Source organism: Aquibacillus salsiterrae (assembly GCF_028416595.1).
In the GTDB taxonomy this organism is placed as follows: domain Bacteria; phylum Bacillota; class Bacilli; order Bacillales; family Amphibacillaceae; genus Aquibacillus_A; species Aquibacillus_A salsiterrae.
The window spans coordinates 68,873-81,824 of sequence record NZ_JAMQKC010000006.1 but is presented as its reverse complement, the minus strand read 5'-3'; the positions used below and the strand labels follow the sequence as shown (position 1 = coordinate 81,824).

The window sequence follows — 12,952 nt, the reverse complement described above, 5'->3', positions numbered from 1 at the left end:
GGGATTCGTTTATGCTCGAACAGTTAAACCGCTTGTTGGAAAAATTGATGCCGTATCTTGCACCAATCAGTGTAATAATCGGCGTGATGTTTGGAAATCAATTTAGTGAAATAGCCTTTTTAGTGCCATGGATATTCGCTTTTATGACATTTGTTGGGAGTCTTAGTTCCAACTTTCAATCGTTTCACCGTGCAATCACCAATCCTTTACCAATCGTTATTGCATTAGCCATGTTACACATTATAATGCCACTTTGGGCTTTTGCGGTTGGTCATTTGACCTTTGAACAAGATATGTTAACAATTACTGGATTAGTTATTGCTATGGTAATTCCAACGGGTGTCACTAGCTTTATTTGGGTATCAATGTGTAAAGGAAATGTAGCCTTAACGTTATCAATAATCTTAATTGACACCATTCTGTCGCCGTTTGTTGTTCCTTATAGTCTTTCACTTCTTGTTGGCAAATCAGTGGAAATGGACGTTTGGGCAATCATGAAAGGGTTAACTGGCATGATTGTACTGCCATCAATCGTCGGTATGTGTTTTAATCAAATAACAAAAGGTAAGATTAGAACGACATGGGGAGTGAGATTGGCGCCATTTTCAAAAATAGCGTTAGCGATTGTTATTATGATTAACAGTTCTGTCGTGTCTCCCTATTTAAGAGATGTAAACTGGCATTTGATTTCCGTTGCAGTAACGGTTTTATTTATTGCAGCTTGCGGATATTTGTTGTCCTGGATAATTGCAAAGGTAATCAAGCGCGAAAAAGAGGTCGTTATTGCGTTAACATTTACTGGAGGAATGCGAAATATCAGTGCTGGCGCCGTACTAGCTGTAGCATATTTCCCTCAAGCAGTAGCGGTGCCGGTAGTGGTAGGGATGCTTTTTCAGCAAGTACTCGCATCTATATATGGGAAGCTACTAAATAAACATTACCTTAAAGAAAAACACGGAACTAGTAGTTTAAAAAATAGACAAATGGATTTGTAAACTACTTTAGTACGTGGGTAAAGGCGTGTAACTAGATACCTTTCAAATGATGATGCTTTTTATCATTAAAAAAAAGAGATACCTCCTAATTCCTAAAGGAGGTATTTCTTTTAATGTTTCTGAACAGCTTATTTTTTACTTTGCAAAATGTCTTGTAAGGAATGAAAAATCTCAATTCCCTGAAAAACCCATAAGCTCATTGCTGAAATTGAAAAAGCGCCAATTACCAAAAACCTGATAAAATGAATAATCATACTTCTTTTCTCCCCTCATCCAGTTTTTTAAGGAAAAACGAGAGTTATCAAAGTATGAAGATTGATAAAAGACTGCTAGTAAGAAGAATTGTTGGGAAAAGCCTACCGTATTAGCTAAAAAGAATGCTAAGACAACATCGGTTAACTCTACTACAGTGATGCTTGTGATTGGTAGTAGGCTGGTTGCATCTTTCCAATCCGAATTGGGCTGTTCCGCTAGTATTGTTTCCCCTGTGATGTTCGAGGCGAACGCAATTGGAAACGAAGCCTGGTGCTGATAGGAAAAACCCAACAAATAAATAGAAAAAAGAAATAGGTAACAAATATGAATCTTTTTTATTTTCACCTACCTCCTTTCTTTTATTTGTAAATTTATCATACTCTAAATAATTTAAAGTGTAAATTACTTGATTATTGTATGCAGCATTGGCTTGTCATAGCTTTCTTTTTTTCACCAACCTGAGGAAAAAATAATACATTACAATAGCTACTACTGTATTAGGGGGCAAAGAACATGACGGGTTTTGAATTTATTGTGTTAGCTTTAGCGACCTTTCGACTTACACATCTAATAGTGTTTGATACGATTACAGGTTTTCTTCGTGCACCATTTATCGAAGTGGAGGAAGAAGTTTGGGAGGATGGCATTGTTGATGAAATTGTTCATGTAAAGGGAAAAGGTGTTAGGCGTTTTATTGGGGAATTAATAAGCTGTTATTGGTGTACAGGGGTTTGGAGTGCAATAATAGTATATATTTCCTATTATTTCATCCCGACAATTGCTTATCCGATCATTATTATTCTTGCATTAGCAGCTGTGTCCTCTATTATCCATGTAATGATAAATAAATGGTCAATTTGAAAAAAGCCCTAGACTATGAAATAAATAGTCTAGGGTACTTTTCCTATTCATTGTGGAACAGGGAGGAGTTATTCTCCTTTTTTCTTTCTTCTTCGTCGACCGGTACCGCAGTTACAACCTGCTCTTCTTCCCTTTGGCTTTCTGTTTTCTTCTAGATGTCTCCGTGAGCGAGCTACCATAATATCACCTCATTATCGTTTTCCTATGACAAGACACAATGCTCTATATCAATATATGCACCCGAAACAAAAGATGGGAGGGCATCTGTATTAGACCGTGATTTAAAAGAGACTGTACGCGTAAAGTAGGTTCTGCCAAGTTGATAACGACGACATGGTTATGGTCAGAACCCGTCTGCATTAAGTTCATGTATTTCCAAAAGCTTTTGCTCGTACACTGTAAAGTACTTCGCGTTACGTACTATTTTCTAAAAAAAGAAATCCAACAGTGGAAATGCGATGATTAATAAGGATATGATGAGGAGAGAATAATAGATAAATGGAATAATAGAAAAATTTGGGGTGATTTGGATAAGGGAACTAGTTATTGACAGTCCAACAATCATGAATAACAATTGTACTGTAAAGAGTACAGGGCGTTTTACTATCAAACTATTTTGAGAAAAGAGGTCAAATGATGATTCCCTTACAAGATATTTACCATGCAAGAAATCAGATATATGATATCACTCATGTCACACCATTAATGACGTCTAATCAACTGAATCAGCTTTGTCAAAATCAAATTTTTTTAAAAGCAGAACATATACAAAAAACGGGATCATTTAAAATCCGTGGTGCAACAAATAAAGTAAAACGAGCAGTAGCAGATGGTGCGTCATTAGTTACAGCAGCTTCGTCTGGTAACCATGGTCAAGCAGTTGCTTATATTGCCAACCTTTTAGGGGTGAAGGCAACAATTGTTGTTCCAGAAGATGTGAGCAATGCTAAGTTAGCCGCAATAAAAGGGTATGGTGGGGAGATAGTCTATTGTGGAACTACTTCACATGAACGTATTCCAAAGGCAAAGCAATTAGCTGCCACGCATAATGGTATATATATACCGCCATATGACGATCCTTTGATTATTGCCGGTCAAGGAACTGTAGGTCTAGAAATCATCGAACAAATTCCGGACGTTGATGCGATTGTTGTTCCTGTTGGTGGTGGTGGACTTATTTCTGGAATACTTTCTGCTGTGAAACAAATGAAACCAACTGTAAAGGTGATTGGAGTAGAACCTGAAACTGCCAATGACACCTTTTTATCATTACGGAATCAATCAATAACAGCTATTTCAGGCACTAACACAATAGCAGATGGATTAAGAACGACTCAACCTGGCGACCTTACGTTTCCAATCCTCTTAAAAACGTTGGATGACCTTGTTTTGGTCAGCGAAGAAGAGATCAAGCAGGCGATGGTATTTGTTATGGAACGGATGAAACAGGTTATTGAACCGTCAAGTGCCGTTTCCCTTGCAGCTATTTTACAACATAAGCTTGGCTTGAAAGATAGAAAAATAGTTTCGGTCATCTCAGGTGGGAATGTTGATATAAGAAATCTGGATAAATTGGTTTAGCCCGTAGTAATCGGTAAGCAAAGACTATGATTAGAAGGAGCAAATATTAATGAAGAAAAAGATTTATTTTAATCATGATGCAGGTGTGGATGATCTTGTCTCATTATTTTTATTAACCCAAATGGATAATATTGAAGTGATTGGCGTTTCTGTCATACCAGCAGATGGCTACCTAGAGCCTGGGATAAATGCCAGTCGAAAAATTATTGACCGATTTAGTGCATATCCTATTGAGGTCGCGAGGTCAAATTCTCGTGGTGATAATCCATTTCCTCGTGAGTGGAGAATGCATAGCTTTACGATTGATGCCCTGCCAATCTTAAACGAAAGCGGCAAGATGGAAGCACCTGTAAGTGAGTTGTTTGCCCATAAGCATATAGTCGAAAAATTGCTTGCAAGTGAGGAAAAAGTGACTTTATTATTTACGGGCCCTTTAACAGATCTGGCGCGAGCGTTAGATGAGGCACCTGAAATTGAAGATACTATTGAAAAGCTAATCTGGATGGGTGGAACATTCCAAGAAAAAGGTAACGTTCAAGAGCCGGAGCATGATGGGACAGCAGAATGGAATGCCTTTTGGGATCCTTCTGCTGTTCAGCGTGTTTGGGCGAGTGGAATAACCATTGATATGGTTGCATTAGAATCAACCCAACAAGTACCGCTAACCCTGGATGTTCGGAATAAGTGGGCACGTCTTCGAAAGGATGAGGGTATTGACTTTCTCGGTCAATGCTATGCTGCTGTTCCACCACTTGTTCATATGGAAACAAACTCGACTTATTTCTTATGGGATATATTAACAGCTGCATCTGTAGGTAAGCCAGAGTTAGTTAAGTCTAAACTTGTGGAAAGTACAGTAAAGACAGAAGTACCAAGTCAAGGTAGAACAGCGCTAGCAGACAATGGTCGTGAAGTACATGTTGTTTATGACGTCAATGCAACCGATTTTTTCGATTATATTACTGCTCTTGCACAGAAGGTGAAATAGCGGATTAAGGAATAAGTTAGGGGGATAATGGATGATTGATTTGAGAAGTGATACGGTGACAAAGCCTACAGAAGTAATGCGAAGAGCAGCATATGAAGCTGAGGTTGGAGATGATGTTTACGGAGAAGATCCAACTGTTAATAAATTAGAAGAAATGGCTGCAGATCTACTTGGCAAGGAAGCTGCGTTATTTGTAACAAGTGGTACACAAGGAAATCAACTAGCTGCACTTACCCATGCAAGGCCAGGTAATGAAGTGATATTAGAAGCAAATTCTCATATTTTTCAATATGAAGGTGGAGCATTCTCCGTGTTTAGTGGGGTGCAAACGAGAACAATCCAAGGAAATAGAGGAGCAATGAATCCAAGTGACGTTGCAGCAGCTATTCGTGGGGACGATGTGCACGAACCAGAAACATCACTTATTTGTCTGGAAAATACACATAACAAAGCTGGTGGAGCAATTGTTCCGCTTGAAAATATGCAAGCAATCTATCAAATTGCTAAAGAAAATCAAGTAGCTGTTCACTTAGATGGAGCAAGATTGTTTAACGCAGTCATCGCATCGGGTATATCTGCTAAGGAATATGCTTCCTATACGGATACAGTCCAATTTTGTTTATCAAAGGGTCTAGGTGCACCAGTCGGATCAATCATTGCTGGTGAGGAGCGGTTTATTAAACGAGCTCGAAAGTGGAGAAAACGACTAGGTGGCGGATTAAGACAAGCAGGTATTATTGCGGCACCAGGTATTGTTGCACTTCGAGATAACGTGGAACGGTTAACGGAAGACCACCAGCATGCGAGCGAATTGGCAGAAGGTCTCTTAAATATTCGTAATCTATCACTTGAAGCCATAGTGGAAACAAATATTGTATTAATGAATGTCAAAGAAACAGGTTTAACAGCTAAAGAATTTTTATTAAAATTAAAAGATCAAGGTGTGCTCGCTGTACCATTCGGACCGTACACTGTTCGGTTTGTGACTAACTATGGCGTTAAAAAAGAAGACATAATAAAAGCCTTAGTTGCAGTTCAAGCAATTGTCTAAAATGAATTCCTCTTGTTTGAAAATGCTTAGAAGGGTATGCTTAAAGTGAGAGCATAAAGTGGGGGAAAGCAAAATGATGTTTATTGTCGTTATTATTGTATGTGTTGCTGTCACGTTACTTGTTTTGGGTCTTTCTATTATGACAATTAATAAGGGTTACGCGTATAAACAAACGATTGATCCCCTCCCGGACAAAGCAGAAGAAGGGGATAAAGAAAAGGCGAACGACAATAGATAATTGTCTTCGCCTTTTCTGTTAAATACTATTGTCACTCAAGCTTCTCTTACTATTTACAGACTAGCGCGGAAGATAGCTTCTGCATCTTCTTTATTTAACGATTTAAAATTACCGAAATTTGGTCCAGCTGCAACTGTTTTTTCCGCCATTAATGTAATCGTTTCTTCTGTTATATCGTAATCAGCTAAGCGGGATGGTGCACCAATGCTATTCCAAAATTCACGTAACTTCTCGATCCCTAAAAGTGCTACATCACGGTCTGATTTACCACTTGGATCAACGTCAAATACTCGGATAGCCATTTGTTTAAAGCGACTAACATCCTCATCTAACGAATATTTCATCCAATTAGGGAAAATAATCGCTAAGCCTCCACCGTGAGGAATATCATGAACGGCTGATACGGCATGTTCTAAGTTGTGTGAAGCCCAGTCACCGTGATATCCCATGTTTAGGACGCCGTTTAATGCCATTGTCCCACAATAAAGGATTGTAGCTCGGTATTCATAGTTTTCGAGATCATCGAGAAGCTTTGGTGCTGTATCTATTACTGTTTTTAACAAGCCTTCACACATTCTATCTTGGAATGGTGTATTTTTTTCATGGTGAAAATAGTGTTCAAAAACGTGAGACATCATATCTACAATACCATATACTGTTTGGTCTTTTGGAACAGTATATGTATTTACAGGATCAAGAATCGAGAAGGTTGGCATAACAATAGGACTGCCCCAACCGTGTTTTTCATTTGTTTCCCAGTTGGTTATAACAGAGTTTCCATTCATTTCTGAACCAGTTGCAGCTAGAGTTAATACCGTTCCGAGTGGTAAAGCGTCAACGACTGGAGCTTTACGGGTAACTAGGTCCCATGGGTCTCCGTCGTACTTGGCACCTGCCGCAATTGCCTTTGTACAATCAATCGTACTACCACCACCAACAGCTAAAAGGAAGTCAATCTTTTCTGTTTTACACAATTCAACTCCCTTTTTAACAGTCGTTAATCTCGGGTTAGGTTCAACTCCTGCAAGTTCAAATATCTCGACCTTAGCTTGTTCTAATTGGTCGATGACTTGGTCATATAGACCGCTACGCTTAATACTACCGCCACCATAAACAAGAAGTACTTTTTGATAATCTTTCATCTGTTCAGCAAGCTTTTCTACTTCGCCTTTACCAAAAATTAATTTAGTTGGGTTGTGAAAAGTGAAATTTTTCATGTTTATCAGCCTCCAATAAAATATGATGCCAACAATGTGAAAGGATGTAAAGTAATTGACTCTTAACGTAACCATACTATTATTTTCAAAAGTATAAGAAGATATAATTACTTTTGCTCAAATACATAGGCGTTGAAGCTTTGACGTGGCTATTGCTGAAGGGTAACCATTTTTAGATTTTCTTATCGTGAAAAAACCTTCGGCACATTAAGTACCGAAGTTTAGCGGATAGCTAGGAGCTGACCATTGTCCCTCCGTTCACATGAATAACTTGCCCGGATACATAAGATGAATCTTCTGATGCCAAGTAAACATAGGCTGGGGCAAGTTCAAAGGGTTGGCCAGCACGATCCATAGGAGTATCTTGCCCAAAAGTACCGACCTTTTCGCTGGAAAAACTAGACGGAATTAATGGTGTCCAAATTGGTCCCGGTGCAACAGCATTCACACGAATACCTTGGTCAGCAAGATTTTGCGATAATGCTCTCGTGAAACCGACAATAGCGCCTTTGGTTGCGGTATAATCGATTAAGATTGGATTACCTTCATAGGCTACAATCGATGCCGTATTAATAATGGAACTACCTTTCTTTAAATGAGGGAGGGCAGCCTTTGTTAAATAAAAGAAGGAATATATATTTGTTTTAAACGTTAAATCAAACTGTTCTGACGATATATCTAATATGTTTTCTTGTGGGAACTGAACACCGTGATTATTCACGAGAATATCGAGTTTGCCAAAATAGTCAACTGTCCGTTTAACGACTGCTTTACAATTTTTTTCTTTACTTAAATCCCCTACTAGCAGCAAACAATGTCGACCTAATTGTTCAATTCGATTTTTGGTCCTGAAGGCGTCTTCGTTTTCATATTGATAGTAGTACGGAATAACAATGTCGGCTCCTTCTTTGGCAAAAGCAATCGCAGTAGCCGCGCCAATTCCGCTATCCCCACCAGTAACAATTGCTACTTTATTTTTCAATTTCCTAGAGCCTTGATATGTTGGATTGTCGACAATAGGTTTTGGGTGCATCAATGATTCACTTCCTGGTTGCTTAGCTTGGTGCTGTGGTGGGAATTTTTCTGGAAGTGAAAGGGGTTGTTCTTTGTCACTCATCATGTTACCTCCTTAAGTAAACGGTCTTTGTTAGGATATTCGAGATAACAAACAAAAGTGCTTAGCCGTTAATGATGACAGTTTTCCTTACGATCTTCCCTGTGGAAAAAAGGGGAACTGCGATGGGGGCAGTAGGATTGGTCATTTCCTTTGCTCAAGCAATTGGTCCAACTCTATCCTCATTAAGGCGAAACAACCTAGCTCGGAAGGAAATCAACAACAGAAAGAAAAACAAGAGTAACCTGGACTTAATAAGAATAAAACCCTCCCGATTATCTCAGACTATTTTAGATGAATGTGGTCATTTCCACGTCCCATTTTGCTACTGTCGTAAAACAGAGTTGGCAGTGGCCACAAGAATATAATTTGATATGGTGAGGGTATTTTTATGGCCAATAAACAGTCGAGCTCCAAGCAAAAAAAATTATCATGGCTGCAATTAGCGTTAGTTGGAATAGGTTCCATCATTGGAACTGGCTTTTTCTTAGGGTCTAGTATAGCGTTTAAACAAGGTGGGCCATCGGCTATTTTCGCCTTTATATTGGCTGCGATTAGCACATATATTGTTTTTGATTCATTGGCAAAAATGACATCTGAACATCCAACGAAAGGTTCGTTTAGGTCTTATGCAAAACAAGCATTTGGAAGATGGGCTGGCTTTAGTAATGGTTGGGTCTATTGGTCATCGGAACTGTTAATTATGGGGAGTCAGTTAACTGCCTTAGGAATATTTTCGAAATTTTGGTTTCCGAATACACCTTTATGGATCTTCGCAGCCATTTATGGTGTTTTAGGGATTATTGTTATCTTAACCGGAATTAGTGGATTCGAAAAATTCGAGAATATTTTTGCGGTCGTAAAGGTTGCTGCAATCGTCATGTTTATTATTATTGCAGCACTCGCCATTTTTGGTGTGTTAGGTGGAAATAAACCTAGTCGTTCCTTTGCTTTTCATTACTCGGGATTATTCCCAAATGGACTGCTCGGATTTTGGACGGCGATGATTTATGCTTTTTATGCATTTGGCGGAATCGAAGTAATGGGGATCATGTCTAGTGATTTAAAAAATCCTAAAGACGCTCCAAAGGCAGGAAGAACGATGCTCCTTACCTTGGCATCCATCTACATCATTTCGCTCACAATGGCCGTTTATCTTGTGCCATGGGATGTATTTACAGCAAACGATAGTCCATTTATAACTGCCCTAGAAGATTATCACCTGACCTTTGTACCGCATCTGTTTAATGGTGCTTTAGTCATTGCTGGGTTTTCGACAATGGTAGCTTCGCTTTACGCGATAACAACCATGATGGTTACATTGGCCAATGATGGGGATGCTCCGCGTTTCTTTTCAAAAACAAGTAAAAAAAACATACCATTTCGTGCGCTTGGCCTTACATTAAGTGGTTTAATTTTATCGATTCTTGTCTCCCTTTTCTTACCGGAAAAGATATATGAATACTTAACTACCGCAGCAGGATTAATGCTACTCTATACATGGCTTTTCATTTTATTATCTTACGGAAAGCTAGTGAAACTAAAGGGATTTGGTCACGTAAAACGGTGGGTTGGTTTATCCCTTATCTTACTAGCAGTTTCTGGAACATTATTTGACGGTTCTAGTCGTCCTGGTTTTTTTGTTAGCCTAGTCTTTTTGTTATTAATTGGTGTCGTTACCTTTATGATGCGGAATAAATGGAGAGGTGACGAAGATAAGCCAGCACCCAATTCTTTATTTACAAAAGAAAAGGTGACAGACTAGATGGGAAATGAAGCGTGTGGATAAAGCGAAAAGCCACACGCTTATTTTCACAAGATAAGAACCCGAGAATTAAAATGGAAATAATAATTCGAGTGCTTTATATCCAAAATAGATACCAAACACTACTAAGGAGAAACCAGATAGCAAGGATATAAGGATTAGCAATTTATCTGTTAATAGTTTACGGAAGCTACTAGCTACAATTGCCATCGAGAAATCCCAAACGAGTAATCCAACAATAATTGCAAAACTATATAATGCGATATGGGTTGTGTCATATTCTGCAACAGTTTGTGCAAGTACTGACCCATAAATACCCAACCAAAACAAAATCGATAATGGATTAGATAATGCCAAAACAAATCCAGTGAAGAATGTCTTTGTTAGAGAACTAGAAGTATGTCTTGTTGAAACATTAGCGGCTTGTTTTGCACTAAATAGACCCTCAATTCCTGTATAGATTAGGACGAAACAGCCAAAGGACCAGAGAAATGCTTTCATAAAAGGTATCTCTAGAAATTGAACAATACCAAAATAAACTGCCCCCATTAATAACAGGTCTCCTGCTAAGGAACCTAAGCCTATAAACCAAGCATGCCAAAATCCATTTTTAATTCCCTTATCTAGTTGGGCTGCATTGATTGGACCGATTGGTGCAGCTAGGGATAGACCTAGAAAAACGTAACTAAGAAATATGCTCACGACTCTCTCTCCTTTTAAAACAGCTTGTACATTGTATTCAGCACAAGTCTTTTTTAAAACAAGAAAGTGATTTAGCCTATCTAGTTACTTTGCAAAACATATAAATCTCGAAATGTTGTTTGTGATTAAATTAATCAAATAACGGACTAAGAATCAGCTAAATGAATATAACTGATTCTCAGTCCGTTAAATGTTTTGAAAAAAGTAAAGTGTGTGTAAGGATCTGCTTCAATAACCGGGACAGTATCATTAATTATTTGGCTTAAAATGGATTAGTCTTCATCCTTTAATGCTTGTTCGTAGGCATCAATAATCTGTCCCATCTCTTCATCCGTAACCTCTTCCCATTCTTCTTCTTCCCCGTTACGCACAATTCTACTTATCATCATCTCGTCATTGTTGGAATAGATGATATATTCCTGATGGTTCATTTCAATAACAGCATCAACGTTATAAGTAGTCTCTGTACCATCCTCGTTTTCAATAACGACGGTTTCATCCATTTCATTTGCTTTGAAATCTTCCATTGTATCACCTCGCTTTTTCTGTCTGTAATAGGATTGGTGTAAATATACAAGAATATTCCTCCTGTTAGCAAGCAAAGGCACCTGTATTATTTAATTTCTTAAGCATGTGAGATTATACGAACATGCTCTTTTCTATGGCTTTGACCCTTGATTTCGCAGTGTATATATAATGCGCACAAATTTGCGCTCCAGGTAGTCCCTTATCAGTGATCGGGTGCCTCATCGACACTTTTCATTAATTTGAACTCAAATCTGTCGATGATTTGGTGCTTCATCAACAGATTTTATTAATCTGAACTCAAATCTGTCGATGATTTGGTGCTTCATCGACAGATTTTATTAATTTGAACTCAAATCTGTCGATGATTGGGTGCTTCATCGACACTTTTTAATAATTTGAACTCAAATCTGTCGATAATTGGGTGCTTCATCGACACTTTTTAATAATCTGAACTCAAATCTGTCGATAATTGGGTGCTTCATCGACACTTTTCATTAATTTGAACTCAAATTTGTCGATAATTGGGTGCTTCATCGACACTTTTCATTAATTTGAATTCAAATTTGTCGATAATTGGGTGCTTCATCGACACTTTTCATTAATTTGAATTCAAATCTGTCGATGATTTGGTGCCCCATCGACAGATTTTATTAATTTGAACTCAAATCTGTCGATGATTTGGTGCCCCATCGACAGATTTTATTAATTTGAACTCAAATCTGTCGATGATTTGGTGCTTCATCGACAGATTTTATTAATCTGAACTCAAATCTGTCGATAATTTGGTGCCTCATCGACACTTTTTAATAATCTGAACTCAAATCTGTCGACAATCAGGTCAATCATCAACACTTTTACCAAATCTGAACTCAAAAGTGTCAATAGTGGCACCCATTAGCTTGATGAGGCTCATCAGCCACCCACGGAAAGCAAGTGTATTTCCGGAGCGGTTGATTAACACTGGATCTTATGTCAAAGGTTGGTGCGCATTACCCATCTAATGCGCAGAAATCAGTGTAGAACGTATACAGTGACTTTTTTAAAAAAGAATAGGTGAAATATGTTTATTGTTTGTACATTCTAGGAATAGTTATATAAGATAAAGTTAGTACTTAAATTTTAAAGAAGGAGTGATCTTAATGAGCGACGTATTATTCACATCTCATGCAACGGCAAAAGGTGGTCGTGATGGACACGTAAAATCAGATGATGGCATTATCGATCTAAATCTAGTTAATCCTGCAGGAGGTTCAAGTGAAAAGGGTTCTAATCCAGAGCAATTATTTGCAGCAGGTTATTCCGCATGTTATGATGGTGCGCTTAATCTAATGGCTTCTCAACAGAAAAAGGAAATTGATTCAACGATTACTGCCGATGTAAGTTTACTAAAAGATAATGAAGACAATGGCTTTAAAATTGGAGTAGTGCTAAATGTTGAAATCAAAGGTGTTAGCCAAGAAGAAGCAGAACAACTAGCAAAGGCTGCACACGACTTCTGCCCTTATTCTAAGGCAACTCGAGGAAATATTGATGTAGAATTAAACGTCACAGCAGTCTAATATTTTTAATACTTAAAAACGTGCTCTCGTTATAAAAAACGGGAGCACGTTTTCCTTTAAAGGATAAGAAAAGTATAAAAAGATCCAAGCGTGGATAA

Annotated in this window: 13 protein-coding genes and 1 pseudogene; 9 read left to right on the top strand and 5 right to left on the bottom strand. The window is 38.2% G+C overall.

What is annotated here, in order from left to right; all coding sequences use genetic code 11:
* The first annotated feature begins 11 nt into the window (after positions 1-11).
* Positions 12-995 (top strand): bile acid:sodium symporter family protein, encoded by a 984-nt coding sequence (locus NC799_RS09250; RefSeq protein ID WP_272446169.1) that lies wholly within the window; start codon positions 12-14, stop codon positions 993-995.
* Positions 996-1,166: 171 nt separating this feature from the next.
* On the opposite strand, the gene NC799_RS09245 is transcribed toward NC799_RS09250, so the two are convergent.
* Positions 1,167-1,595 carry a hypothetical protein gene (locus NC799_RS09245; protein WP_272446167.1) on the bottom strand — a complete coding sequence of 143 codons (429 nt, stop codon included), beginning with the start codon at positions 1,593-1,595 and terminating at the stop codon, positions 1,167-1,169.
* A 168-nt stretch (positions 1,596-1,763) separates the two neighbouring features.
* On the opposite strand from NC799_RS09245, the gene NC799_RS09240 reads away from it, so the two are divergent.
* The 5 genes from NC799_RS09240 to ytzI all read left to right on the top strand — a co-directional run bounded on the left by NC799_RS09240 (position 1,764) and on the right by ytzI (position 5,969).
* On the top strand, positions 1,764-2,111 hold the full coding sequence (locus tag NC799_RS09240; protein ID WP_272446166.1) for a DUF1360 domain-containing protein: 348 nt from the start codon (positions 1,764-1,766) through the stop codon (positions 2,109-2,111).
* A 636-nt stretch (positions 2,112-2,747) separates the two neighbouring features.
* Entirely contained in the window at positions 2,748-3,692 is a 945-nt protein-coding gene (locus tag NC799_RS09235; RefSeq protein WP_272446165.1) for a threonine ammonia-lyase, read from the top strand.
* A gap of 49 nt (positions 3,693-3,741) precedes the next feature.
* A complete protein-coding gene (locus NC799_RS09230; protein ID WP_272446164.1) occupies positions 3,742-4,680 on the top strand; it encodes a nucleoside hydrolase in 939 nt (312 codons plus the stop codon).
* Positions 4,681-4,711: 31 nt separating this feature from the next.
* Positions 4,712-5,731, top strand: coding sequence for a low-specificity L-threonine aldolase (gene ltaE, locus NC799_RS09225; protein ID WP_272446163.1), 1,020 nt, complete (start codon positions 4,712-4,714; stop codon positions 5,729-5,731).
* Positions 5,732-5,804: 73 nt separating this feature from the next.
* Positions 5,805-5,969, top strand: coding sequence for a YtzI protein (gene ytzI, locus NC799_RS09220; RefSeq protein ID WP_272446162.1), 165 nt, complete (start codon positions 5,805-5,807; stop codon positions 5,967-5,969).
* A gap of 53 nt (positions 5,970-6,022) precedes the next feature.
* Here ytzI and NC799_RS09215 read toward each other — a convergent pair whose 3' ends face one another.
* Entirely contained in the window at positions 6,023-7,186 is a 1,164-nt protein-coding gene (locus tag NC799_RS09215) for an iron-containing alcohol dehydrogenase (RefSeq protein WP_272446161.1), read from the bottom strand.
* A gap of 232 nt (positions 7,187-7,418) precedes the next feature.
* A complete protein-coding gene (locus tag NC799_RS09210; RefSeq protein WP_272446160.1) occupies positions 7,419-8,303 on the bottom strand; it encodes an SDR family oxidoreductase in 885 nt (294 codons plus the stop codon).
* Between the two features lie 65 nt (positions 8,304-8,368).
* Here NC799_RS09210 and NC799_RS09205 point away from each other — a divergent pair.
* Both NC799_RS09205 and NC799_RS09200 read left to right on the top strand, forming a co-directional pair.
* Positions 8,369-8,482: pseudogene (locus NC799_RS09205) on the top strand (hypothetical protein); the annotation flags it as partial.
* A gap of 209 nt (positions 8,483-8,691) precedes the next feature.
* Positions 8,692-10,065 (top strand): amino acid permease, encoded by a 1,374-nt coding sequence (locus tag NC799_RS09200; RefSeq protein WP_272446159.1) that lies wholly within the window; start codon positions 8,692-8,694, stop codon positions 10,063-10,065.
* A gap of 69 nt (positions 10,066-10,134) precedes the next feature.
* Here NC799_RS09200 and NC799_RS09195 read toward each other — a convergent pair whose 3' ends face one another.
* Both NC799_RS09195 and NC799_RS09190 read right to left on the bottom strand, forming a co-directional pair.
* The gene (locus tag NC799_RS09195) at positions 10,135-10,767 is read right to left on the bottom strand and encodes a LysE family transporter (protein ID WP_272446158.1); all 633 of its coding nucleotides are present in this window, start codon (positions 10,765-10,767) and stop codon (positions 10,135-10,137) included.
* Between the two features lie 272 nt (positions 10,768-11,039).
* Positions 11,040-11,294 (bottom strand): DUF1292 domain-containing protein, encoded by a 255-nt coding sequence (locus tag NC799_RS09190; protein ID WP_272446157.1) that lies wholly within the window; start codon positions 11,292-11,294, stop codon positions 11,040-11,042.
* 1,140 nt (positions 11,295-12,434) lie between these two features.
* Between NC799_RS09190 and NC799_RS09185 the strand changes: the two genes are divergently transcribed.
* Positions 12,435-12,854: an organic hydroperoxide resistance protein gene (locus NC799_RS09185; RefSeq protein WP_272446155.1), complete on the top strand. Its 420-nt coding sequence runs from the start codon at positions 12,435-12,437 to the stop codon at positions 12,852-12,854.
* The last annotated feature ends 98 nt before the right edge of the window (positions 12,855-12,952 follow it).

Bases quoted from the DNA above. Each gene is read 5' to 3' on its own strand.
- NC799_RS09250 (WP_272446169.1), top strand. From the start codon at position 12: ATGCTCGAACAGTTAAACCGCTTGTTGGAAAAATTGATGCCGTATCTT.
- NC799_RS09240 (WP_272446166.1), top strand. From the start codon at position 1,764: ATGACGGGTTTTGAATTTATTGTGTTAGCTTTAGCGACCTTTCGACTT.
- NC799_RS09235 (WP_272446165.1), top strand. From the start codon at position 2,748: ATGATTCCCTTACAAGATATTTACCATGCAAGAAATCAGATATATGAT.
- NC799_RS09230 (WP_272446164.1), top strand. From the start codon at position 3,742: ATGAAGAAAAAGATTTATTTTAATCATGATGCAGGTGTGGATGATCTT.
- ltaE (WP_272446163.1), top strand. From the start codon at position 4,712: ATGATTGATTTGAGAAGTGATACGGTGACAAAGCCTACAGAAGTAATG.
- ytzI (WP_272446162.1), top strand. From the start codon at position 5,805: ATGATGTTTATTGTCGTTATTATTGTATGTGTTGCTGTCACGTTACTT.
- NC799_RS09215 (WP_272446161.1), bottom strand. From the start codon at position 7,186: ATGAAAAATTTCACTTTTCACAACCCAACTAAATTAATTTTTGGTAAA.
- NC799_RS09210 (WP_272446160.1), bottom strand. From the start codon at position 8,303: ATGAGTGACAAAGAACAACCCCTTTCACTTCCAGAAAAATTCCCACCA.
- NC799_RS09200 (WP_272446159.1), top strand. From the start codon at position 8,692: ATGGCCAATAAACAGTCGAGCTCCAAGCAAAAAAAATTATCATGGCTG.
- NC799_RS09190 (WP_272446157.1), bottom strand. From the start codon at position 11,294: ATGGAAGATTTCAAAGCAAATGAAATGGATGAAACCGTCGTTATTGAA.
- NC799_RS09185 (WP_272446155.1), top strand. From the start codon at position 12,435: ATGAGCGACGTATTATTCACATCTCATGCAACGGCAAAAGGTGGTCGT.